Origin of the sequence: Aeromonas sp. TW 6 (genome assembly GCF_013168745.1) — a bacterium.
Taxonomy (GTDB): Bacteria; Pseudomonadota; Gammaproteobacteria; order Enterobacterales; family Aeromonadaceae; genus Aeromonas; species Aeromonas caviae.
The window spans coordinates 42540-65940 of record NZ_JABERS010000015.1 but is presented as its reverse complement, the minus strand read 5'-3'; the positions used below and the strand labels follow the sequence as shown (position 1 = coordinate 65940).

Sequence of the window (23401 nt, the reverse complement as noted above, 5' to 3'; positions counted from 1 at the left end):
CAACGTGGCAAAACAGATCCAAGCTATTCGCGGTATGAATGATTGCCTGCCGGAGCAGAGCCCGGTATGGCAGAAAGTAGAACAGATCCTGCGCCAGGTCGTGGCCAGTTATGGCTACAGCGAAGTGCGCATGCCCATCGTCGAGCAGACCCATCTGTTCAAGCGTGCCATCGGTGAAGTGACCGACGTGGTCGAAAAAGAGATGTACACCTTTGAAGACCGCAACGGCGACAGCCTGAGCCTGCGTCCGGAAGGGACCGCCAGTTGTGTGCGTGCCGGCATCGAGCACGGTCTGCTTTACAACCAGGAACGCCGGATGTGGTACATGGGCCCCATGTTCCGTCACGAGCGTCCCCAGAAAGGTCGCTATCGCCAGTTCCACCAATTCGGGGTCGAGCTGTTCGGCATCAACGGGCCGGACATCGATGCCGAGCTCATCATGCTGACTCACCGCCTGTGGCGTCTGTTCGGCATCAGCGATCACGTCACCTTGCAGCTCAACACCCTCGGCCAGAGCAGCGAACGTGCCGCCTATCGCGATGCCCTGGTCGCCTATCTGGAACAGTACAAGAGCGAGCTGGACGAAGAGAGCCAGCGCCGCATGTACAGCAACCCCCTGCGGGTGCTCGACTCCAAAGACGAGAAAGTACAGGCCATCCTGGCAGGTGCCCCCCGTCTGTTCGATCACCTGGGCGAAGAGAGCCTGGCTCACTTCGAAGGGCTCAAGCGCCTGCTCACGGCGGCCGGCATCCAGTTCGAGGTGAACGAGCGTCTGGTGCGTGGCCTCGACTACTACAACCTGACCGTGTTCGAGTGGGTGACCAACAGCCTGGGGGCCCAGGGCACCGTCTGTGCCGGTGGTCGCTACGACGGCCTGGTGGAGCAGCTCGGTGGCCAGCCGACCCCGGCGGTGGGCTTTGCCATGGGGATGGAGCGTCTGGTGCTGATGCTTGAAACCCTCGAACTCAATGCTGACATCCGCCCCGCGGTGGATGTCTATCTCTGCATGGTGGGTGAGGGGACCGAGCAGGCTGGCTTTGCCCTGGCCGAGCGCCTGCGCGATGCCCTGCCGGACTTGCGCCTCATGAGCCACTGCGGCGGCGGCAACTTCAAGAAACAACTCAAGCGTGCCGACAAGAGCGGCGCGGCCATTGCCCTGATCCTTGGGGAGACCGAGGTGCAAAGCGGGGAGATCACCATCAAATATCTGCGTGGCCAGGCCGAGCAACAGACCGTCTCGGTCGATGCCGCCATCGCCCTGCTGGCAGCGAAAGGAGAGTAAGCTGTGGAAGTGTATACCACTGAAGAACAACAGGTTGAGGTCATCAAGAACTGGTGGAAAGAGAACGGCACCTCGGTGATCGCCGGGACCGTGATCGGTCTGGTCGGCCTCTTTGGCTGGCGCTACTACAACGAGATGCAGCAGAACAACCAGGAAGCCGCCTCCCAGGCTTACAACGAGATGACCGCCCAGCTCGCCAAGGGGGACGACGCCGCCCTGGAGCAGGCAAAGAGCTTCATTACCGCTCACAAGGGTGACGCCTATGCCGAGCTGGCCGCCCTGCAACTGGCCGCGGCTGCCGTCAAGGCGGGCAAGCTGGATCTGGCTGCCGAGCAGCTGACCCAGGTGGCCGCCAGTGGCGATGACAGCATCAAGCCCATCGCCGCCCTGCGTCTGGCACGGGTCCTGAGCGATCAGGGCAAGGCTGACGAGGCCCTGGCCCAGCTTGGCAAGATCAACAACGACGCCTTCAAGGCCCAGGTGGCGGAAGTGCGCGGCGACATCCTGCAAAAGCAGGGCAAGGCCGAAGAAGCGCGCGATGCCTATCAGGCGGCGGCGGATGCCGGCGGCCTGCAGAGCAGCGCCGAACTCAAGCTGAAGATGGATGATCTGGCGCTGCCAGCCGTCACTGCGGGCGAGGCTCCGGATGCGTAATCTGTACAAGCGAATGGCGCTGGGGGTGGCTGTCTCCTTCGCCTTGCAGGGCTGCTCCCTGTTCAGTTCGGAAGAAGATCTCAACCCCATGGCACCCCTGCCCAAGGTCGAGTCCGCGTTCACTGCCGATACCGCATGGTCCTCCTCGGTCGGGGATGGCATCGGCGACTTCTACTCCCAGCTCAAGCCGGTGGTGGAAGAGGACCGCATCTATGCAGCGGCCCGCGATGGCGATGTGACCGCCTTCGAGCGCGAGAGCGGCAAGGAGCTGTGGAGCGTGGATCTGGCAGATCTGCCCATCAACGCCGACAAGCGCAGTGCCCGTCTCTCCGGTGGTCTGGTCTCTCGCTACGGCAAGCTGTTCCTCGGGTCCGAAAACGGGGTGGTCTACGCCCTGAACGAGGCCAACGGCGAAGTGCTGTGGCAGACCACGGTTCCTGGGGAAGTGGTGGCGAGCCCCGCCGTCGAGGATGGCCGCGTGGTGGTGCTGACCACCTCCGGTCGCCTGGTGGCGCTCGATACCGACGAAGGCAAGCTGCAGTGGACCCTGTCCGAAGAGCAGCCGCCCCTGACCCTGCGCAGTGCCGGCGCCCCCATCATCACCAACGGTGCCGTCATCTATGGCCGCGCCGATGGCAAGGTGGGCATCGCCCTGCTGAGCAACGGCCAGCCTGTGCGTCAATCCAAGGTGGCTGACCCGCGCGGCGCCACCGAACTGGATCGGATGGTGGACGTCGATGCCAGCCCGCTGATTGCCGGTGATGAGCTCTACGCCATCGCCTACAACGGCCAGTTGATGGCGCGCAAGCTGATGAGCGGCGACGAAGTGTGGAAGCGCAAGTATTCCGGTTATCGCGACATGGCGGTGACCGGCAATGCCATCGTGCTGACCGACAGCCGCAGCCATCTGTTTGCGGTCGATCGTCGCAACGGTCTCGAGCTGTGGTCCAACACCCAGCTGGAAAACCGCACCGTGACCGCCCCCGTCATCCTGGGTGACTATGTGGTGGTCGGCGATGTGGAAGGTTACCTGTATTGGCTGGACCGTACCGACGGGACCATCAAGGCCATGCAGCAGCTCGACAGCAGTGGTCTCTATGCCGCTCCGCTGGTGGAGGGTGACACCCTGTATGTGCAGAGCCGTGACGGCAAGTTGTACGCCCTCAAGCGTCCTTGATCGTCCGATAATGTGAATATCCGGCTCCTGGTCTTCGGACCCGGAGCCTTTGTCGTCTTGAGAATGAGGCTTTTATGACTCCTGTAGTTGCCCTGGTGGGCCGCCCCAACGTGGGGAAATCCACCCTGTTTAACCGCCTGACCCGTACCCGGGATGCCCTGGTTGCCGACTTCCCCGGCTTGACCCGGGACCGCAAATATGGCCAGGCGAAGCTGGGCGAGCTGGAATTTATCGTGGTCGATACCGGCGGTATCGATGGCACCGAGGAGGGGATCGAGCTGAAGATGGCCGAGCAGTCCCTGCTGGCCATCGAAGAGGCCGATGTGGTGCTCTTCATGGTGGATGCCCGTGCCGGTCTCACCGCGGCGGATCAGGCCATCGCCGAGCACCTGCGCAAGACCCACAAGAAGGTGTTTCTGGTGGCCAACAAGACCGACGGCATCGACGGTGACTCCGCGGTGTCCGAGTTCTACGGTCTGGCCCTGGGCGAGGTCTACCAGATGGCGGCCGCCCACGGCCGTGGCGTACTGAGCCTGCTGGAGCTGGCCCTGGCCCCCCACCTCGAGACCCTGGTCGGCTCTGCCACCGAGGCACAAGAGGAAGAGGAGCTGGAGGAGTTCGACGAAGAGGCCCTGCTGCGCATGGTGGCTGCCGGTGAGCTCGACACCCGGGAAGATACCAAGGAGACGCCGTTCGCCGACCTGCCCATCAAATTTGCTATCGTCGGTCGTCCCAACGTCGGCAAGTCGACCCTGACCAACCGCATGCTGGGTGAAGATCGGGTCATCGTCTACGACATGCCGGGGACCACCCGCGACTCCGTCTACATCCCCATGGAGCGCGACGATCAGAAATACGTGGTCATCGACACCGCCGGCGTGCGTCGCCGTGGCAAGGTGCACGAGACGGTGGAGAAGTTCTCCGTCATCAAGACGCTCAAGGCGATTGAAGATGCCAACGTCTGCCTGCTGGTCATTGACGCCCGGGAGACCATCACGGATCAGGACTTGAGCATCCTCGGCTTCGTGCTCAACAGCGGCCGCTCCGTGGTACTGGTGGTCAACAAGTGGGACGGCCTGGATCAGAAGGTGAAAGAGGACGTCAAGAACGAGCTGGACAGACGTCTGGGCTTCATCGACTTCGCCCGGGTGCACTTCATCTCCGCCTTGCACGGTAGTGGCGTCGGTCACCTGTTCGAATCCATCAACGAGGCTTACGAGTCCGCGACTCGCCGCACCAGCACCGCCATGCTGACCCGCATCATGCAGATGGCCCAGGAAGATCACCAGCCGCCCATGGTGAACGGTCGCCGGGTCAAGCTGAAGTATGCCCACGCCGGTGGCTACAACCCGCCGCGCATCGTGATCCACGGCAACCAGTTGAACGACCTGCCTGACTCCTACAAGCGCTACCTCATCAACTACTTCCGCAAGTCGTTGAAGATCATGGGGACGCCGATCCGTGTGGAGTTCCAGGAGTCGGTCAACCCGTTCGAGGGCAAGAAGAACACCCTGACCCTGAGCCAGGAACGCCAGCGCAAGCGCCTGCTCAAGGCCAAAGCGAAGAAATAAAGCCCTGCGGCTGCCCTTACCGGCAGCCGTTTTTCTTGGTGGCCCTCTTCAGGGCAGACAAACCGGGAGAGGGGCTGCGAGTGACGCCGGTGCACAGTGACGTAAAGAGGAGTCGAGAAGAGAATGAACACGCTGACCTGCCCTGCCTGTCAGGGCGAACTGGACAGCCGCAGCCGCGAGACGACGTGTGGCCAGTGTCAGGCCCGTTATCGCATCCGGGCCCTGTGTCCTGCCTGCGGGCAGGAGCTGGAGCGGCTTCGGGCTTGCGGCGCGGTGGATTATTTTTGCAACCACTGCAACACCCTGGTCTCCAAGCGCACCGTTCTGTTTGAAGCGCAGCCTGACAAGGCATAAAAAAACCCGGCTGATGCCGGGTTTATACTGTGTGCTCCGCTATCAGCAGCGTGAAGGAGCGGTTTCTGTGCCAGATCTTGCGTTTCATGTCGGCCAGCTTGAGCTTGCGTCTCGGGCTCCAGGCACATTTGGTTTTTCGGGCCAATATGGCTCTTCTGCGTGCTCGCATCCTGTTCTCCTCCCTGGTCTTGCGTGGGGCCGAAAGGGCCCTTGGCAGGAACTGCAACGCAATGAATACATTACAATAAGTTCGCTCCAGCGCCCCTCGTATACCCAAGGATGGTAACAGAGAACAGGGCAGGAAAACACACCCCCGGCGAGGCTAGGGGGTGATGATCTGTTTGACCACTTCGGCGATGATGGCCGGACGCTGTGCCGGCACGTCCGGCTCGCTGCTGTCGTCCTCGTCCAGCTCCTCGCGACGATGGGCCTTCTGCTGTTCGTTGTCGAGCCAGAGCAGGCTCTGGTAGTACTGGCGCACGTTGTTGACATAGTTGCGCGCCTCGCCGCCACGGGCATAGCCATAGCGCACCTTGCGATGCCAGCGTGACTGCTGCAACAGGGGCAGCACCTCTTTCACGTCGCTCCAGGCGTCCGGGTTCTTGCCCAGCTCCTTGGTCAGGCGGCGGGCATCCATCATGTGGCCGTAGCCGATGTTGTAGGCGGTGAGGGCAAACCACACTTTCTCGTCCGCCGGGACCGAGTCGGGCACCTTCGCCATCATCTCCTGCAGGTAGCGGGCGCCCCCCTTGATGCTCTCTTCCGGGTGGGTGCGATCGTTTACCCCCATCGCCTTGGCGGTCGGACCGGTGAGCATCATCATGCCACGCACCCCGGTGTAGGAGCGTGCCTGGGGATCCCAGTGGGATTCCTGATAGCTGATGGCGGCCAGCAGCCGCCAGTCGATATCCTTGGCGTGGGTCTGGAACAGAGCCTGGTACTTGGGCAGCAGGCTCTTGGCCCGTTGCAGGAAGGTACGGGTGTCGACGAAGTCGAAGTTCTGCACGTGGCCGAAGTACTTCTCGTCGAGCTTGGCGATGGCGCCATCCATGAAGCGCTGACCGAAGAAGTCGATGATGCTGGCGTAGAGGCTGTCGTCGGGCAGCTTGGTCATGGCCCAGGCCACGGTCTGCTTGCTGGCGAGGGTCAAGCCCTCGGTGAGTTCGGGGTAGTAGCGCTGGGTACGGGCCAGTATGGTGTCCTGCACCACCGTGTAGTCCACCTTGCCGTCGGCCACCTGCTTGAGCAGCTCTTCCACGTCCGCATCCCGATTGGTGCTCCACTTCAGGTTGGGGTACTGCTTGGCCAGCTCCTTCATCAGGTCCTCGCCGGTGGAGCCCGCCGGCACCACTATGCTGCCCTTGATGTCACCGAGGTTCTTGGGCCTGGAGGAACCGTTGCGATAGACCAGCTTGGGGGAGACCTGGTAGAAGCCGGGGCCGAAGCGGAACAGCTTGCGCCGCTCCGGGGTCACGACGATGGCGGCGGCGGCGAGATCCAGCTTGCCCTTTTGCAGTTGCTCGACCAGCTCGGCGGTGCTGTAGGCCGGTACTATGGTCAGCTTGACCCCCAGCCAGTCGGCGTAAAGCTGCGCCAGCTCGTAGTCGAACCCCAGTGCGGTGTCGTCACGCTGGTAATAGGAAGTGGGGCCATAGAGGGTGCCAACCCGGATCTCGCCTCGCTGGCGGATCTGCTCCAGTTGGCTGGAGGGGTGGTAGAAGTCGCAACCGGCCAGGGCCAGCGTCAACATCATCCCGATGAACAGTCGAAAAATGCAGCGCAAGTAGGTGAGTACCCTTGTTGAAAAAAACGGCATTTGTCAAAAAAGAGGCACCTTTATACCAGAGAGTATGAAGGGAGTCACACCGCGCGAGATGAGAAAAACGTTTGTTCAGGATGGGCCTGATCCCTATAATACGCGCGTCTCAAATCCCCCCACACTCTAAAACTTGGTGAGAAAGGTATATGGAAATCTTGCGTGGTGCCCCAGCACTGTCTGAGTTTCGTGTCCACAAGCTGCTGCAGAGCTGCGCACAGAGAGGAGTAGAGATAGCAAGCGTCTATGCGGAATACGTGCATTTTGCCGAGCTGACGAGCCCGCTGTCGCCCCCCGAGCGAGCGACCTTGGGCCAGCTTCTGCGCTACGGCCCGACCATCCCGGAACACACCCCCAGCGGTCAGCTGTTCCTCGTTACCCCCCGCCCCGGCACTATCTCCCCCTGGTCTTCCAAAGCAACCGACATCGCCCACAACTGCGGCCTGAAACAGGTCAAGCGGCTGGAGCGCGGCATTGCCTATTACGTGCAGGCCAAGGGTGAGCTGAGCGTGGCCCAGCGTAGCGAGATCGCGGCCCTGCTGCACGATCGCATGATGGAAGTAGTCTTTGCCGAGATGAACGAGGCTGCCGCCCTGTTTGCTCACCATGAGCCGCGCCCCTTTACCCAGGTAGATGTGCTGGGTGGTGGTCGCGCCGCCCTGGAAGAGGCCAACGTGACCCTGGGTCTGGCCCTGGCCGATGACGAAATAGATTACCTGGTGACCAACTTCACCCGGCTGGGTCGCAATCCCAACGACATCGAGCTCTACATGTTTGCCCAGGCGAACTCGGAGCACTGCCGCCACAAGATCTTCAACGCCGACTGGACCATCGACGGTGAACAGCAGCCCAAGTCGCTGTTCAAGATGATCAAGAACACCTTCGAGCAGACGCCGGATCATGTCCTGTCTGCCTACAAAGACAACGCCGCGGTGATGGAAGGCAGCCAGGGTGGCCGCTTCTTCCCGAGCCCCGCCAACGGTGAGTACCAGTATCACCAGGAGCGCGTCGACATCCTGATGAAGGTGGAGACCCACAACCACCCGACCGCCATCTCTCCCTTCCCGGGTGCCGCCACCGGCTCCGGCGGCGAAATCCGCGACGAGGGTGCGACAGGCCGTGGCGCCAAGCCCAAGGCGGGCTTGGTGGGCTTCTCCGTCTCCAACCTGCGCATCCCCGGTTTCGAGCAGCCCTGGGAGCAGGACTTCGGCAAGCCGAGCCGCATCGTCAGTGCCTTTGACATCATGCAGGAAGGGCCCCTTGGCGGCGCCGCCTTCAACAACGAATTCGGTCGCCCTGCCATCCTGGGTTACTTCCGTACCTTCGAAGAGCAGGTGCCGAGCCACAACGGCGTCGAGGTGCGCGGCTACCACAAGCCCATCATGCTGGCGGGTGGCATCGGCAACATCCGCAGCGAGCACGTCCAGAAAGGGGAGATCCCGGTGGGGGCGGCCCTCATCGTGCTGGGTGGTCCGGCCATGAACATCGGCCTGGGTGGCGGCGCAGCCTCCTCCATGGCTTCCGGTCAGTCTGCCGAAGATCTCGACTTCGCCTCCGTGCAGCGTGACAACCCCGAGATGGAGCGTCGCTGCCAGGAAGTGATCGACCGCTGCTGGCAACTGGGGGACGACAACCCGATTGTCTTCATCCACGACGTGGGCGCCGGTGGTCTCTCCAACGCCATGCCGGAGCTGGTGAGCGACGGGGAGCGCGGTGGTCGCTTCGACTTGCGTGCCATTCCGAACGACGAGCCGGGCATGAGCCCGCTGGAAGTCTGGTGCAACGAATCCCAGGAGCGCTATGTGCTGGCCGTGGCCCAGGACAAGCTGCCTCTGTTCAAGGCTTTGTGCGAGCGCGAACGCGCGCCCTATGCCGTCATCGGCACCGCCACCGAAGAGAAGCATCTCACTCTCTCTGATGATCACTTTGACAACCAGCCCATCGATCTGCCGCTGGACGTGCTGCTTGGCAAGGCGCCCAAGATGCACCGCGACGTGCAGAGCCTGCCCGCCCAGGGCAAGGCGCTGCAACTGGACGGCATCACCCTCAGCGACGCCGCCGAGCGCGTGCTGCGCCTGCCGACCGTGGCGGAGAAGTCCTTCCTCATCACCATCGGCGATCGCACCGTAACGGGCCTCGTCAACCGCGACCAGATGGTCGGCCCCTGGCAGATCCCGGTGGCTGACTGCGCCGTCACCGCCGCGACCTACGACAGCTACCACGGTGAAGCCATGTCCATGGGCGAGCGCACCCCGGTGGCGCTGCTCTCTCATGCCGCCTCCGCCCGCATGGCGGTGGCCGAGGCCTTGACCAACCTGGCACCAGCCAATATCGGCTCCCTCAAGCGGGTCAAGCTCTCCGCCAACTGGATGTCCGCAGCCGGCCACCCGGGGGAAGATGCGGGTCTCTACGAAGCCGTGAAAGCGGTGGGCGAAGAGCTCTGCCCGGCCCTTGGCATCACCATCCCGGTGGGCAAGGACTCCATGTCCATGAAGACCCGCTGGCAACAGGACGGGGAAGAGCGCAGCGTCACCTCGCCGCTCTCCCTGCTCATCTCGGCGTTTGCCCGGGTCGAGGACGTGCGCAATACCGTGACCCCGCAACTGCGCACCGATCTCGGTGAGACCGACCTTATCCTCATCGACCTTGGCAACGGCAAGCAGCGCCTCGGCGCCTCGGCCCTGGCCCAGGTTTACCGCCAGCTTGGGCAAAGCGCTCCGGATCTGGACAACCCGGTCCAGCTCAAGGGCTTCTTCAACGCCATCCAGGCGCTGGTGGCGGATCGCAAGCTGATTGCCTACCACGACCGCTCTGACGGCGGCCTCTTCGTCACCCTGACCGAGATGGCGTTTGCCGGTCACTGCGGCCTCGACATCCAGCTCGATCGCGTGGGTGGCGACCTGCTGCCGGCCCTGTTCAACGAGGAGCTGGGGGCCGTCATCCAGGTTCGTCGCGAAGACAAGGAAGCGGTGCTGACCCTGCTGGCCGGTCACGGTCTGGCAGCCTGCTCCCATGTGCTGGGCACGGTGCGCGAAGACGACCTCATCCTGTTCCAGCGTGCCGGCAGCGAAGTGTATCGCGCCAGCCGCACTGCCCTTCGCACCATCTGGGGCGAGACCAGCTGGCAGATGCAGCGCCTGCGCGACAACCCGGAGTGCGCCGATCAGGAGCATGCCGCCCGCCAGGACGCCACCGATCCGGGTCTGCAGGCCAGGCTCACCTACAACCCGTCCGACGACGTGGCCGCGCCCTATATCGCTCGCGGGGTTTCTCCCCGTCTGGCGGTGCTGCGCGAGCAGGGGGTCAACTCCCACGTGGAGATGGCGGCCGCCTTTGACCGCGCCGGCTTCACCGCTGTCGACGTGCACATGAGCGACATCCTCGAGGGGCGCATCAAGCTGGAAGATTTCCAGACCCTGGTGGCATGTGGCGGCTTCTCCTACGGCGACGTGCTGGGTGCTGGGGAAGGCTGGGCCAAGTCCATCCTGTTCAACGACAACGCCCGTGAGCAGTTCCAGCGCTTCTTCGAGCGCGGCGATACCCTCTCCCTGGGGGTGTGCAACGGCTGCCAGATGATGTCCAACCTGCGCGACCTCATCCCGGGGGCCGATCTCTGGCCGCGCTTCGTGCGCAACCGCTCCGAGCGCTTCGAGGCGCGCTTCAGCCTGGTGGAAGTGCAGGACTCCCCGTCCGCCTTCTTCGCCGGGATGGCGGGCTCCGTGATGCCGATTGCCGTCTCCCACGGGGAAGGGCGCGTGGAAGTGCGCGATGCTGCTCACCTGGCTGCGCTGCAACAGAGCGGTCTGGTGGGGCTGCGTTTCGTGGACAACCGCGGCAACGTCACCGTGCAATACCCGGCCAACCCCAACGGCTCCCCTGACGGTATCACCGCGGTGACCAGTGCGGACGGTCGCGCCACCATCATGATGCCGCACCCGGAGCGGGTGTTCCGCACCGTGGCCAACTCCTGGCACCCGGACAACTGGGGAGAGGATGGCGCCTGGATGCGCATGTTCCGCAATGCTCGGGTTCGCCTGGGTTAAGCGCCAGCAAGAAACCAAAAACCGGCCCCAGTGGCCGGTTTTTTTATGGGCATGGGTCTGAGAATGGGGAGGGCAGGAGGAGGCGAGCACGATGGGGGCAAGGCCATCTTCAGCTCGCTGCTCGGCGAGCTGCTTGCTGAAGGATATGGCATGGATTGAGAGGACCGATCTGGTATCGCCTGCCAGACGGGCAAGCCGGACCGGGCCTTGGCGGACATAAAAAACCGGCCACGGAGGCCGGTTTCGCTGTGTGAACTGTGAACTTGAGGCTAGCGCAGCACCACGTGCTGGAAGCCCTGTACCAGACTGATGACGGGCTGGGGGTAGATGCCGAGCAATACCACCAGAATGGCGGAGAGCAGCACCACCAGGCCCCCGGAGGAGAAGGCCCAGTCGGCCCTGGCATCGCGCAGTTGCATGCCGGGTTCACGCAGGTAGAGGGTGACCATGACCCGCAGGTAGTAGTAGAGCCCCAGGGCACTGCCGAGCACGATGGCGCCACTGAGCCACCACAGCTTGGCATCGACGGTGACGCCGATGAGGTAGAACTTGCCGATGAAGCCCAGTGTCATGGGGATACCCGCGAGGGAGAGCATCATCACCGTCATCACCGCCGTCAGATAGGGGCGCTTCCAGAACAGACCGCGATAGCTGTGCAGGGAGTCCGCATCCTTGCCGCGATAGGGGCTGGACATCATGCTGATGACGCCGAAGGCCCCCAGGCTGGTGAACAGGTACATCAGCAGGTAGACACCCGCCGCTTCCACCGGCATCTCGCCGAGGCGGCTTGCCACCACCACCCCCAGCAGATAGCCGAAGTGGGAGATGGAGGAGTAACCCATCATCCGCTTGATGTTGGTCTGGATCAGCGCCAGGAGGTTGCCGACCACGATGGAGACGACCGCCATGGCCGCCAGCAGCCAGTGGATCATGGGATCCGAGGTGGCGGGTACTGCCAGGTAGAAGCGCAGCAGCACGCAGAACACGGCTATCTTGCTGACGGTGGCGAGGAAGGTGGCCACCGGTGCCGGCGCCCCTTCATAGACGTCCGGGGTCCAGAGGTGGAAGGGGGCGAGGGACAGCTTGAACGCAAAGCCGACCAGCATCAGGCCAAAGCCCCCCATCAGCAGCGGATGGTGAGCCGGGCTCTGGGCCAGGGTCACACCGAGATCGCTGAAGCTCAGGCTTCCGGCCTGGGCGTAGAGCAGTGCCATGCCGAACAGCAGGAAGGCGGTGGCACTGGCGGAGAGCACCATGTACTTGATGCTGGCTTCCAGCGAGCGCCGCTCGCGATAGGCATACCCCACCAGACCGAACATGGGCAGGGTCAGCATCTCGATCCCGATGAAGAGCGAGGCGAGGTGACGGGAGGCCGCCAGCACCAGACCACCGGCGGTGGCGATGAGCAGCAGCAGGTAGAACTCTTCCCGGTTGTCCGGATAGCCCTTGAGCCAGGTGCGACCGAAGGTGCAGGTGGCCAGGGCCCCGATGAGCACCAGCCCCATGTAGAAGACCGCGTAAGCGTCCACTTGCAGCAGGGGAGTGACCCCCTGATCCCCTTGGGCCATCACGATGGGCAGGGAGAAGAGCGCGAGGTTGAGGCCGATGATGGTGACCACGAAGGCGGTGTCGTCACAGCGCTTCCAGGCGATGGCCAGCATCAGGGCCACCATGGCCCCCGTGGTCAGCAACAGGGGCAGCAGGGCCAGCAGTTGAGAAACAGTAAACGTCATGACAGTGCTCCCGACATGGACAAGGAAGGCGAAAGAGAAAGCATCATTGCAGCGCCCCCGTGCCCGGCAGCGCGTACCAGTGCAGCACGCTCAGCAGGCTGCTGCTGGCGGTGTCGAGCACCGGCTGGGGATAGAGACCGAGCAGCACCAAGAGGCCGGCGATGGTCAGCATCATGGTCAGTTCCCGGGTATCCAGCCCCTTGAGCATGCTCTCCTCCCGGGGCGTCCCGAAGCAGGCCCGCTGCAGCATGATGAGGGAGTAGACCGAGGCCAGCACCAGCCCGAAGGTGGCGATGACGGTGATGACGGGGGCCACCTGGAAGCTGCCGATGAGGATCAGGAACTCGCCGACGAAGTTGCCGGTCCCCGGCATCCCGAGGGATGCGACGGAGAAGAACAGCATCACGCCGGGCAGGTAGCGCAACCGTCCCCAGAGACCGCCCATCTGGCGCAGATCCCGGGTGTGCAGACGCTCGTAGAGCTGGCCGCACAGAATGAAGAGGCCGGCGGCCGAGAGCCCGTGGGCAATCATCTGTACCACTGCCCCTTGCAGGGCGAGCTCGCTGCCCGAGTAGATGGCGATCATCACGAAGCCCATGTGGGAGATGCTGGTGTAGGCAACCAGCCGCTTGATGTCGGTCTGGGCAAAGGCCAGCAGGGCGCCATAGACGATGCCGATGAGGCCGAGCACCATGGCGTAGGGGGCAAACTCGGCGGACGCCTCGGGGAAGAGCGGCAGAGTGAAGCGCAGCAGGCCGTAGGCCGCGGTTTTGAGCAAGATGCCCGCGAGATCCACGGAGCCTGCGGTGGGCGCCTGGCTGTGGGCATCAGGGAGCCAGCCATGGAGCGGCACCAGGGGCATCTTGACCGCGAAGGCGATGAAGAAGCCCAGCATCAGCAGCCACTGTACCGTGCTGCTCATGGGGGTGTTGAGCAGTTCCTGATAGTTGAAGGTGAAGACACCGGTGGCGGCGTGGTGGGTCAGTACCAGGCCCAGGATGGCCACCAGCATGATGAGGCCGCTCGCCTGGGTGTAGATGAAGAACTTGGTGGCGGCGTTGATGCGCGACTTGCCATCGGTGACCGAGTGGCCCCAGAGCGCGATCAGGAAGTACATCGGCACCAGCATCATCTCCCAGAAGAAGAAGAAGAGGAACAGATCCACCGCCATGAAGACGCCGAGCACGCCACCCAGGATCCACAGCAGGTTGAGGTGGAAGAAGCCGATGCGCTGGACGATCTCCTTCCAGGAACAGAGGATGGCCAGCACGCCGATGAAGCTGGTGAGGATCACCATCAGGAGAGACAGCCCGTCCACGGCAAGGTGCAGGGAGATGCCGAAGCGGGGGATCCAGGGTTGTTGCCACTCGGCTGCCCAGACGGGGAGGCCGGGGCTGGCGAGGGTGAAGTCACCACCGAGCCAGATGGCGCTGGAGAGCACCAGACAGGCGCTCATGGAGGCGAGGGCCACCCAGCGGACAAACTGTCCGCCGAGCCGCTCCATCTGCCAGCAGAGCAAGCCGCCGATGAAGGGAATTAGCAAGATCCAGAGTAAGGTCACGATATCAGCTCTCATCTAGGTTCTAGTCGGGCAGGCGCTGAGCCTGCCACACAATATTGGGCTCATGGATCAGCCGAGCAGCAGCAGGGCCAGGATCAGGGCGGCGCCCATCCCCATGGAGGCTGCGTACCAGCGCAACTTGCCGGAGACGGTCCAGGCCAGCAGCTGATGCCCCCCCTGGGCCAGTACGGCGGGCAGGTTCATCATCCTGTCCAGCGGATCCTTGCCGAGCAGGCGAGTCGCCAGCAGGTAGGGCTTGACCCAAATCAGGTCATAAAGCCAGTCAAAGCCCCAGGCATTGAACCAGAGGGTGGACAGAGCCCGCCCCGGTGCACTCTCGGCGATCCCCTTCGCCAGGCGACGTTCGCCGAGGAAGAGGAAGGCGGCCAGCGCAATGCCTGCCACGGCGATGACGCCTGAGAGGATCTCGAGGCCATGGCGTCCCTCTTCGATGTGATCCCCCGGGCCGGCCGGCAGCACTCCTGCCAGCGGCGGCACGATGAGGGCGCCGACTCCGGTGGAGAGCACCAGCAGCACCAGCAGTGGCAGATGGTGGGCAAGGCCCTGTCCGGCGTGAGTCTGGGTCTGCTCCTTGCCGTGGAAGGCGATGAAGATGAGGCGGAAGGTGTAGAGGGAGGTGAGGAAGGCACCACCCAGACCGGCCCACAGCAGGGCGCTCTGGCCGCTGGCCTGCACCTGCCAGAGGATGGCGTCCTTACTGTAGAAACCGGCGGTCACCAGTGGCAGCGCGGCCAGGGCCGAGCCCCCCACCAGGAAGCAGGCGTAGACCAGCGGCAGCGATTTGCGCAGGCCTCCCATCTTGAAGATGTTCTGCTCGTGGTGGGTCGCGATTATGACGGCCCCGGCGGAGAGGAACAGCAGCGCCTTGAAGAAGGCGTGGGTCATCAGGTGGAAGATGGCCCCTTCCCAGGCACCAACGCCGAGGGCCAGGAACATGTAGCCAATCTGGCTCATGGTGGAGTAGGCCAGGATCCGCTTGATGTCGGTCTGTACCAGGGCGGCGAAGCCCGCCAGTACCAGGGTAATGGCACCAACCAGCGCCACCAGATGGAGGATCTCCGGTGCCAGCAGGAAGAGGCCGTGGGTGCGGGCGATGAGATAGACACCAGCAGTCACCATGGTGGCCGCGTGGATCAGCGCCGAGACCGGGGTCGGGCCCGCCATGGCGTCTGCCAGCCAGGTCTGCAGCGGCAGCTGGGCGGATTTGCCGACCGCGCCGCCGAGCAGCATCAGGCAGGCGAACGACAGGGCAGGGGAGCCTTCTGCGAACATCGCGGGGGCGCGCACCAGCAGCTCGTGAATGTTGAGGGTGCCGAGCTCGCGATAGAGCACGAAGAGCCCGATGGCGAGGAAGACGTCGCCGACCCGGGTCACCACGAACGCCTTGAGGGCGGCGGCGCCGTTGTTGCGATCCTTGTAGTAGAAGCCGATCAGCAGGTAGCTGCACAGCCCCACCCCTTCCCAACCCAGATAGACGAACAGCAGGTCATCGGCCAGCACCAGGAACAGCATGCTGGCGATGAAGAGGTTGGTGTAGGTGAAGAAGCGCGAATACCCCTCTTCCCCGCGCATGTACCAGGAGGCGAACAGGTGGATGAAGAAGCCCACCCCGGTCACGACCCCCAGCATGGTCAGCGACAGCCCATCCAGGGAGAGACGGAAGGCGGGCTGGAACTCGCCCACCGTCATCCACTGCCACAGGGTCTGGGTATAGACGCCGCCTTCCGGCATGGTATTGAGAAAATCGATGCCGACCCACAGGGTAGTGAGGGCCGAGAGACCGATGCTGCCGACACCGATGAGCGCCGAGGTGCGCTCGCCGAGGCGGCCGAGGGAGAAGGCCAGCAGCAGCCATCCCAGCAGCGGGAACAGGAAAGTCAGATATAGGAGGCTCATCCGCGCATCTCGCTCACAGTGTCCACGTTCAGGGTGTGGTAACGACGATAGAGCAGCAGTAACAGGGCGAGGCCGATACTGGCCTCCGCTGCCGCCAGAGAAATCACCAGTATGTACATGATCTGGCCGTCGGCCTGGGCCCAGCGGCTACCCGCCACCACGAATGCCAGGGCGGACGCGTTCATCATGATTTCGATACTCATGAGGATAAACAACAGGTTGCGGCGTATCAGCAGGCCGCACAGGCCGATGGCAAACAAAATGGCCGCCAGCAGGAGGCCGTGCTCCATGGGAATTCCACTCATCGCCATGCTCCTTGTGCTTGCTGGATGGAAAGGGGGCGGGCTGCCGGCAGCGAGCCATGCATCACCACGGGGATGTCGCTCATTGCTGACCTCCTTCCTGTGTGGTGCGAGGCACGGAGAGCACTTCCCCGCTCTTGTCCTCGCGGCCCAGGTGATAGGCGGTGACCAGACCCGCCAGCAGCAGGATGGAGGCGAGCTCCACCGCCAGCACATAGGGGCCGAACAGGGCGATACCGACTTCCTTGGCGCTGACCTCGGTCAGACCCAGTTCACCGCCGGTCACGCCGAGAATGCCGTGGGCCAGAAAGCCCAGCAAAATGAGGGAGAGCAGGGCCGGGCCACCCCAGGTCATGGGGGTGAGCCACTTCTTCTCCTGATCCTGGGCGCTCCCCAGGTTCAGCATCATCACCACGAACACGAACAGCACCATGATGGCGCCGGCGTAGACGATCACCTGCAGGGCCCCCGCAAAGGCGGCGCCCAGGCAGAAGAAGATCATGGCCACGGCGATGAGGGAGATGATGAGATTGAGCAGCGCATGCATGGGGTTGCTGGTGCTGATCACCCGCAGCGTGCTGTAAACGGCGACCAGGGCCGCGGCATAGAATGCCAGTTCCATGATTGACTCCTAGGGCAGCAGGCTCTTGACATCGATGGGCTTGGCTTCGTTCTCGGCATCCCCTTTGGGTTTGCCGTCGATGGCCATCCCGCTCATGCGGTAGAAGTTGTAGTCCGGGTATTTGCCGGGGCCGCTTATCAGCAGATCTTCCTTCTCGTACACCAGATCCTGGCGACGATACTCCCCCATCTCGAAATCCGGCGTCAGCTGGATGGCGGTGGTGGGGCAGGCCTCCTCGCACAGGCCGCAGAAGATGCAGCGGGAGAAGTTGATGCGAAAGAACTCCGGGTACCAGCGGCCATCTTCCCGCTCCGACTTCTGCAAGGAGATGCAACCGACCGGGCAGGCGACAGCACACAGGTTGCACGCCACGCAGCGCTCGTCCCCATCGGGATCCCGGGTCAGTACGATGCGACCGCGAAAACGGGGGGCGGCGTAGACCGGCTGCTCCGGGTAGCTCAGGGTTTCACGGGGGCGCCAGGCATGGGAGAAGACCATCCCAAGACTGCGCAACTGGGTGCCAACACCCTTGATAATGCTCGTAATTTTCATAGGTGCCTCACTGCACATTTATCAGCACTGGCGTCTGGGCGCTTCCTTGCCGCAGACCGCCGAATCATCGCCATGTCCATCTCGTTTTGCTCACGCATTCATCAGCACCACGGCAGCGGTGACCAGCATGTTGAGCAGGGTCAGGGGCAGGCACACTTTCCAGCCAAAGGACATCACCTGGTCGAAGCGCGGGCGGGGCAGGGAGGCCCGCAGCAGGATGAAGAACACCATGAAACAGGCGGTCTTCAGGGCGAACCAGATGAAGGGCGGCAGCCAGGGGCCGTGCCAGCCACCGAAGAAGAGGGTCACGATGAGGGAGGAGATCAGCACGATGCCGATGTACTCCCCCACGAAGAAGAGACCCCACTTCATGCCCGCGTACTCGATGTGATAGCCGTCGGCGAGCTCCTGCTCGGCCTCCGGCTGGTCAAACGGGTGGCGGTGGGTGACGGCGACCCCGGCAAACAGGAAGGTGACGAAGCCCAGGATCTGGGGGATCACGTTCCACATGCCGGCCTGGGCCTCGACGATGTCACGCAGGTTGAAGCTGCCGGTCTGGATGACGATGCCCATGAGCGAGAGGCCAAGGAACACCTCGTAGGAGAGGGTCTGGGCCGAGGCGCGCAGGCTGCCGAGCAGGGAGTACTTGTTGTTGCTCGACCAGCCTGCGAAGAGCACGGCATAGACCGCCAGCCCGGCGATCGCCAGGATATAGAGCAGCCCCACGTTGAGATCCGCCACGCCCCAGGTGGGGGTGATGGGCACCACCGCAAACGCCAGGATGAAGGCGGTGAAGGCGATGATGGGGGCCAGCACGAAGATCCGGCGATCCGCAAAGGGCGGGATCCAGTCCTCCTTGAAGAACATCTTGACCATGTCGGCCGCCAGTTGCAGCAGGCCGAAGGGACCAACCCGGTTGGGGCCGTAACGGTCCTGCCACAGTGCCAGCAGGCGGCGCTCGATGAAGCTCATGAAGGCGCCAGCCCCCACGATCCCCACGAGCACGACCAGGGCCTTGCCGACCTCGATCAGCAGATCCATCAGAGAGTCGCTCATGCGATGACCTCCTGCAGGTTATCGATCAGGGCGTGGTGCAGGGCGGTCGGCAGACCGTTCACCCCGAGTGGCAGCCCTGCCAGGCCCGGAGCCAGCGCATCGCTCAGGCGCAGACGCAGGCGCCAGTGGTTGCCACCCCAGGAGAAGGCCACCAGTGCGTCAGGGGACAGTGCCAGGCGGGCGGCATCCGCCGGGTTCAGTACCAGGGTGGGTTCCCCCATGCGAGCCTGGATGACCGGGCTTCTGGCGGAGAGCTCCTCGCCACCGAACAGCTGGTCATAGCTCACCACCTGCAAGGATGCGGCGGGCTGGAAGGGGGCCGGGATGGTGCCAAACCAGCCCAGGTTGCCTTCGCCCGGCTCCAGCAGGCGGCGACCGGGATCCCCGGCACGCAGGTTGCCGCCCACCTCGTCCTGGAACTTGTTCCAGGCGGAGGGGGAGTTCCAGCCCGGCGCCCAGGCAAACGGTACCTGGGAGAGGGGCTGGCGGGAACCAGCGTAGCCTTCCATGGAGAAGGCGAACGGCGAATCGGGATCCTGGGCGACTCTGGGCTCGCTCACGTTCTGGTTTGCCAGCATGGAGGTGCGACCACTGTAGCGGTGCGGCTCCCGGGCGAGCTTCATGCCGCGAATGCGCAGGCCGGCGTTGGGTGCAGCTTCACCCATGGTGGTGAGCAGCGGGGCGCTGGCGGCGCAATCGCGACTCACATCGTCGAAGGTGTTCCAGCGAACCGAACGCGGTTGCTGGCTCCCTTGCAGGGCATCCAGCCAGCGCCAGCTCTCGCGCACCTGGATATCGGCGTTGTAGAAGGCGGGAGCATAGACCTGGAAGAAGCGCTGGGCGCGGCCTTCCATGTTGACCAGGGTGCCATCGCCTTCGGCAAAACTGGCGGCAGGCAGCACCAGACCCGCCTTCTTCGCGGTGGCCGTCTCCTGATGGTCGATGACCAGCAGGTGTTGCAGGCGATCCAGGGCGGTGTCCACCCGGCTGCGGGGGGCTCGGCGGTAGAGGTCGTTCTCAAGAACGACCAGGGCAAGTCTCTCTTCCCCTTCCATGCGCTCGAGGGCTGCCTCCAGCGGGGCGGCATGCCGGGCCAGCATGGCCAGCCCCAGGCTGTTGGCTTCCTGAGCCACGAGGGCAAGCTCCGCGGCCTGGCCACGGCCCTTGAGGGCACGGGCGATGTTGCTGGCCGCTTCGATCAGCGCCTCGTTGCGGGCTCCATTGCCTGCGATAATGAGGGGCTTTTTGGCGTTGCCAAGCAGGTCGGCCCATTGGGCGGCGAGGGCCTGCTGTTCGGGGGAGAGATCCGTTGGCGCCGGTGCACTGGCGTCCAGCAGGTGGGCGATGGCAAACCCGAGGCGCGCCTGATCCGCGTGGGGGGCGTGCAGGGTGCTGCTCGCCACGTCATCCAGGCGGGTGGCATCCAGACTGGTGATGAGCAAGGGGTAGCGCTGGTTCTGGGCCAGGGTCTGTACGGCAGCGACCTGCCAGAGATCCACCTTCAGCTTGCGGGCAATTTCGCGCCCCTTGCCTTTCACTGCCTGGCGCAGGGCCAGGGCGATGCGGGCGGCGGTCTGGGTGACATCTTCCCCGAGCACCAGCACGGCGTCGGCCTCTTCCATGTCGCGCAGGCTGGGAGTGCGCACGCCGCCGTGCTCCAGAATGTCCAGCATCTTCTGTAGGCATTTCCATTCGCTCTGCTCGACCCCGGAGTAGAAGTTGGCGGCCCCCACCAGTTCGCGCAGGGCGAAATTGCTCTCCAAGGAGGCGCGGGGTGAGCCGATGCCGATGACGCCGCTGGCGGTGCGCAGCGCATCCGCAGCCCGGTTCAGGGCACCATCCACCGTGATGGCCAGCTTGTCACTGCCATCCTGCAGCAGGGGCTGGCGCGGGCGGTCGGTCAGATTGACGTGACCGTAGCCGAAGCGGCCGCGATCGCAGAGGAAATAGTGGTTCAGGGCACCGTGGAAACGGTTCTCGATGCGGCGCAGCTCGCCGTAGCGCTCACCCGGGCTGATGTTGCAGCCGACCGAGCACCCCTGGCAGATGCTGGGGGCGAACTGCATGTCCCACTTGCGGTTGTAACGCTCGGAGTGGGTCTTGTCGGTGAAGACGCCGGTGGGACAGACCTCCACCAGGTTGCCGGAGAATTCGCTCTCCAGAGTGCCATCCTCGACCCGGCCGAAGTAGACGTTGTCATGGGCGCCATAGACCCCGAGATCCTCGCCACCGGCGTAATCCTTGTAATAGCGCACGCAGCGGTAGCAGGCGATGCAGCGGTTCATCTCGTGGTTGATGAAGGGGCCCAGATCCTGATTCTGGTGGGTGCGCTTGGTGAAACGGTAGCGGCGGCTGTTGTGGCCCGTCATCACCGTCATGTCCTGCAGGTGGCAGGCGCCACCCTCTTCACACACCGGGCAGTCGTGGGGATGGTTGGTCATCTGCCACTCCACCACCGTCTTGCGAAACTCCTTCGCCTCTTCATCCTCGATGGAGATATAGGTGCCATCGGTGGAAGGGGTCATGCAGGACATGACCAGGCGGCCGCGCTTGTCGTCGGCATTCTGATACTGTTTGACCGCGCACTGGCGGCAGGCACCGACGCTACCGAGCGCCGGGTGCCAGCAAAAATAGGGGACGTCCAGACCCAGCGACAGACAGGCTTGCAGCAGGTTGTCTGCCCCGTCTACCTCGTACTCTTTACCGTCTACATGAATGGTTGCCATACAACTTCCCTGAAACCTGTTTTATGAAATCGGCTATTGCCCGATGCGTCCTGGCGCTTACCAGCGCTCGCCCAGCAGGTTGGGCTGGATACCCTTGAACAGCTTGTGATTGTCATGGGGGGCCTTGACCCCGGCCTCGAACTCGGACCGGAAATACTTCATCGCACTGCCAAGGGGCTCGACGGCGCCGGGGGCATGGGCACAGAAGGTCTTGCCCGGGCCCAGGAAACTGACGAGCTGTTCCAGGGTCGCGAGATCCTCGGGTTGGCCCTCGCCCCGCTCCAGCGCCCGCAGGATCTTGACGCTCCAGGGCAGGCCGTCGCGGCAGGGGGTGCACCAGCCGCAGGATTCGCGGGCAAAGAACTCCTCCATGTTGCGCAGCAGGGAGACCATGTTGATGCTGTCATCCACCGCCATGGCAAGGCCCGTACCCATGCGGGTGCCCACCTTGCCGATGCCGCCTGCATACATCTGGGCATCCAGGTGCTCGGGCAGCAGGAAGCCGGTGCCGGCGCCGCCCGGTTGCCAGGTTTTCAGGCGATAGCCGGGCTTCATGCCGCCTGCGTACTCCTCGAACAGCTCGCGGGCGGTGATGCCAAAGGGCAGCTCCCACAGGCCGGGATTGTTGACCTTGCCGGAAAAGCCCATCAGCTTGGTGCCGTGATCTTCCGAACCCGGCAGTGCCAGCCCCTGATACCAGGCCACACCGTTGCCGATGATGGCGGGGACGTTGCACAGGGTTTCGACGTTGTTGACGCAGGTGGGCTTGCCCCAGACGCCGGAGACGGCGGGGAAGGGGGGTTTGGCCCGCGGGTTGGCGCGCCGTCCTTCCAGGGAGTTGATGAGGGCCGTCTCTTCGCCGCAGATGTAGCGACCTGCGCCGGTGTGGACGAACAGCTCGAAGTCAAAGCCCGAGCCCAGGATGTTCTTGCCAAGGAACCCCGCGGCCTTGGCCTCTTCCACGGCGCGGCGCAGGTGGATGGCGGCATCCACGTACTCGCCGCGCAGGAAGATGTAGCCGCGATAGGCCTTGAGAGCCCGGGCACTGATGATCATCCCCTCGATCAGCAGGTGAGGCAGCTGCTCCATCAGCATGCGGTCTTTGTAGGTATTGGGTTCCATCTCGTCGGCGTTGCAGAGCAGGTAACGGATGTTCATGCTCTCGTCTTTGGGCATCAGGCCCCACTTCACGCCGGTGGAGAAACCGGCGCCGCCGCGTCCCTTGAGGCCGGCATCCTTGACGGTGCTGACGATGTCATCCGGGCTCATCTGGCCAAGGGCCTTGCGGGCGGCCTCATAGCCCTGTTTTGCCTGATACTCCTCGAGCCAGACCGGCTGGCCGTCGTCCCGCAGGCGCCAGGTGAGAGGGTGGGTCTCGGCGGTGCGGGGGATGCGGTTGGCGGTGCCGAGGGAGGCAAGCGTCTTGCCTGGCTGAATGCTCATGGGTAAGCCTCCAGGGTTTTCAGCAGGCTGACGGCATCGAGTCCGCCATAGGTATCGTCATCGATCATGATGGCCGGCCCCTTGTCGCAGTTGCCGAGGCAGCAGACGGGCAACAGGGTGAAGCGGCCATCCGGGGAGGTCTGACCGGGGGCCAGATTGACGACCTCTTTCAGACCGGCAAGCAACTGCTCGTGGCCGTTGATGTAGCAGACCATGCTGTCGCAGACGCGGATGATGTGACGACCCACCGGCTGGCGGAAGATCTGGCTGTAGAAGGTGGCGACCCCTTCCACGTCGCTGGCGGGGATGCCGAGCTCGGCGCCGATGGCGTGAATGGCGCCGTCAGGCACCCAGCCACGGGCCTGTTGCACTATCTTGAGCGCTTCGATGCTGGCTGCACGGGGATCTTCGTAGTGGTGTTTCTCGTGTTCGATGGCATCGCGCTCAGCCTGGCTCAGGACGAAATCTCCCTGCTGGCTGCTGCATGCCCCTTGCCCTTGTGGGGTCTGGTTATTGTGACACTGACATTGGCTCATGACTTGACCTTTTGTGGCTTGTCCCTTTACTGCGCGTCTTGCCCTTCGCCCCGGCT

The 23401-nt window shown here is 63.7% G+C and carries 17 protein-coding genes; 6 read left to right on the top strand and 11 right to left on the bottom strand.

From position 1 onward, the window contains the following. Positions 1 to 4 precede the first annotated feature (4 nt). From hisS to HKD46_RS09635, 5 genes are all read left to right on the top strand, one after another. Positions 5 to 1282 (top strand): histidine--tRNA ligase, encoded by a 1278-nt coding sequence (gene hisS, locus HKD46_RS09655; RefSeq protein WP_039038721.1) that lies wholly within the window; start codon positions 5 to 7, stop codon positions 1280 to 1282. A 3-nt stretch (positions 1283 to 1285) separates the two neighbouring features. Continuing rightward, the gene (locus HKD46_RS09650) at positions 1286 to 1936 is read left to right on the top strand and encodes a tetratricopeptide repeat protein (protein ID WP_010675047.1); all 651 of its coding nucleotides are present in this window, start codon (positions 1286 to 1288) and stop codon (positions 1934 to 1936) included. After that, the gene (gene bamB / locus HKD46_RS09645; protein WP_029314685.1) at positions 1929 to 3113 is read left to right on the top strand and encodes an outer membrane protein assembly factor BamB; all 1185 of its coding nucleotides are present in this window, start codon (positions 1929 to 1931) and stop codon (positions 3111 to 3113) included. Before HKD46_RS09650 ends, bamB begins: the two co-directional genes overlap by 8 nt. 74 nt (positions 3114 to 3187) lie before the next feature. Continuing rightward, positions 3188 to 4684 carry a ribosome biogenesis GTPase Der gene (gene der, locus HKD46_RS09640; RefSeq protein ID WP_010675045.1) on the top strand — a complete coding sequence of 499 codons (1497 nt, stop codon included), beginning with the start codon at positions 3188 to 3190 and terminating at the stop codon, positions 4682 to 4684. 123 nt (positions 4685 to 4807) lie between these two features. Beyond that, a complete protein-coding gene (locus HKD46_RS09635) occupies positions 4808 to 5038 on the top strand; it encodes a zinc ribbon domain-containing protein (RefSeq protein ID WP_039038718.1) in 231 nt (76 codons plus the stop codon). A gap of 322 nt (positions 5039 to 5360) precedes the next feature. On the opposite strand, the gene mltF is transcribed toward HKD46_RS09635, so the two are convergent. Continuing rightward, positions 5361 to 6854 (bottom strand): membrane-bound lytic murein transglycosylase MltF, encoded by a 1494-nt coding sequence (gene mltF / locus HKD46_RS09630; RefSeq protein ID WP_113977578.1) that lies wholly within the window; start codon positions 6852 to 6854, stop codon positions 5361 to 5363. A gap of 149 nt (positions 6855 to 7003) precedes the next feature. Here mltF and purL point away from each other — a divergent pair, with 149 nt between their 5' ends. Beyond that, positions 7004 to 10897 (top strand): phosphoribosylformylglycinamidine synthase, encoded by a 3894-nt coding sequence (purL, locus tag HKD46_RS09625; RefSeq protein ID WP_124243918.1) that lies wholly within the window; start codon positions 7004 to 7006, stop codon positions 10895 to 10897. A 269-nt stretch (positions 10898 to 11166) separates the two neighbouring features. Here purL and nuoN read toward each other — a convergent pair whose 3' ends face one another. From nuoN to nuoE, 10 genes are all read right to left on the bottom strand, one after another. Beyond that, on the bottom strand, positions 11167 to 12630 hold the full coding sequence (gene nuoN, locus HKD46_RS09620) for an NADH-quinone oxidoreductase subunit NuoN (protein ID WP_103242999.1): 1464 nt from the start codon (positions 12628 to 12630) through the stop codon (positions 11167 to 11169). 43 nt (positions 12631 to 12673) lie between these two features. Further along, complete coding sequence (nuoM, locus tag HKD46_RS09615) at positions 12674 to 14191, bottom strand: NADH-quinone oxidoreductase subunit M (protein ID WP_103244619.1); 1518 nt, start codon at positions 14189 to 14191, stop codon at positions 12674 to 12676. Between the two features lie 69 nt (positions 14192 to 14260). After that, a complete protein-coding gene (nuoL, locus tag HKD46_RS09610; protein ID WP_103243000.1) occupies positions 14261 to 16108 on the bottom strand; it encodes an NADH-quinone oxidoreductase subunit L in 1848 nt (615 codons plus the stop codon). After that, entirely contained in the window at positions 16105 to 16413 is a 309-nt protein-coding gene (gene nuoK / locus HKD46_RS09605; protein ID WP_010675036.1) for an NADH-quinone oxidoreductase subunit NuoK, read from the bottom strand. The genes nuoL and nuoK overlap by 4 nt, the downstream gene beginning before the upstream one ends. A gap of 79 nt (positions 16414 to 16492) precedes the next feature. Next, the gene (gene nuoJ / locus HKD46_RS09600) at positions 16493 to 17032 is read right to left on the bottom strand and encodes an NADH-quinone oxidoreductase subunit J (RefSeq protein ID WP_010675035.1); all 540 of its coding nucleotides are present in this window, start codon (positions 17030 to 17032) and stop codon (positions 16493 to 16495) included. A gap of 9 nt (positions 17033 to 17041) precedes the next feature. Then, complete coding sequence (nuoI, locus tag HKD46_RS09595) at positions 17042 to 17584, bottom strand: NADH-quinone oxidoreductase subunit NuoI (RefSeq protein ID WP_010675034.1); 543 nt, start codon at positions 17582 to 17584, stop codon at positions 17042 to 17044. A gap of 90 nt (positions 17585 to 17674) precedes the next feature. Continuing rightward, complete coding sequence (gene nuoH / locus HKD46_RS09590) at positions 17675 to 18640, bottom strand: NADH-quinone oxidoreductase subunit NuoH (protein WP_010675033.1); 966 nt, start codon at positions 18638 to 18640, stop codon at positions 17675 to 17677. Beyond that, the gene (nuoG, locus tag HKD46_RS09585; protein ID WP_171865348.1) at positions 18637 to 21366 is read right to left on the bottom strand and encodes an NADH-quinone oxidoreductase subunit NuoG; all 2730 of its coding nucleotides are present in this window, start codon (positions 21364 to 21366) and stop codon (positions 18637 to 18639) included. The genes nuoH and nuoG overlap by 4 nt, the downstream gene beginning before the upstream one ends. Before the next feature lie 57 nt (positions 21367 to 21423). Beyond that, entirely contained in the window at positions 21424 to 22809 is a 1386-nt protein-coding gene (nuoF, locus tag HKD46_RS09580) for an NADH-quinone oxidoreductase subunit NuoF (protein WP_113977587.1), read from the bottom strand. After that, the gene (gene nuoE / locus HKD46_RS09575; protein ID WP_010675030.1) at positions 22806 to 23345 is read right to left on the bottom strand and encodes an NADH-quinone oxidoreductase subunit NuoE; all 540 of its coding nucleotides are present in this window, start codon (positions 23343 to 23345) and stop codon (positions 22806 to 22808) included. The genes nuoF and nuoE overlap by 4 nt, the downstream gene beginning before the upstream one ends. Positions 23346 to 23401 lie beyond the last annotated feature (56 nt).

Excerpts from the sequence above, each read along its gene's own strand:
- bamB (WP_029314685.1), top strand. The coding sequence starts at position 1,929 with ATGCGTAATCTGTACAAGCGAATGGCGCTGGGGGTGGCTGTCTCCTTC.
- der (WP_010675045.1), top strand. The coding sequence starts at position 3,188 with ATGACTCCTGTAGTTGCCCTGGTGGGCCGCCCCAACGTGGGGAAATCC.
- HKD46_RS09635 (WP_039038718.1), top strand. The coding sequence starts at position 4,808 with ATGAACACGCTGACCTGCCCTGCCTGTCAGGGCGAACTGGACAGCCGC.
- mltF (WP_113977578.1), bottom strand. The coding sequence starts at position 6,854 with ATGCCGTTTTTTTCAACAAGGGTACTCACCTACTTGCGCTGCATTTTT.
- purL (WP_124243918.1), top strand. The coding sequence starts at position 7,004 with ATGGAAATCTTGCGTGGTGCCCCAGCACTGTCTGAGTTTCGTGTCCAC.
- nuoN (WP_103242999.1), bottom strand. The coding sequence starts at position 12,630 with ATGACGTTTACTGTTTCTCAACTGCTGGCCCTGCTGCCCCTGTTGCTG.
- nuoL (WP_103243000.1), bottom strand. The coding sequence starts at position 16,108 with ATGAGCCTCCTATATCTGACTTTCCTGTTCCCGCTGCTGGGATGGCTG.
- nuoK (WP_010675036.1), bottom strand. The coding sequence starts at position 16,413 with ATGAGTGGAATTCCCATGGAGCACGGCCTCCTGCTGGCGGCCATTTTG.
- nuoJ (WP_010675035.1), bottom strand. The coding sequence starts at position 17,032 with ATGGAACTGGCATTCTATGCCGCGGCCCTGGTCGCCGTTTACAGCACG.
- nuoI (WP_010675034.1), bottom strand. The coding sequence starts at position 17,584 with ATGAAAATTACGAGCATTATCAAGGGTGTTGGCACCCAGTTGCGCAGT.
- nuoH (WP_010675033.1), bottom strand. The coding sequence starts at position 18,640 with ATGAGCGACTCTCTGATGGATCTGCTGATCGAGGTCGGCAAGGCCCTG.
- nuoG (WP_171865348.1), bottom strand. The coding sequence starts at position 21,366 with ATGGCAACCATTCATGTAGACGGTAAAGAGTACGAGGTAGACGGGGCA.
- nuoF (WP_113977587.1), bottom strand. The coding sequence starts at position 22,809 with ATGAGCATTCAGCCAGGCAAGACGCTTGCCTCCCTCGGCACCGCCAAC.
- nuoE (WP_010675030.1), bottom strand. The coding sequence starts at position 23,345 with ATGAGCCAATGTCAGTGTCACAATAACCAGACCCCACAAGGGCAAGGG.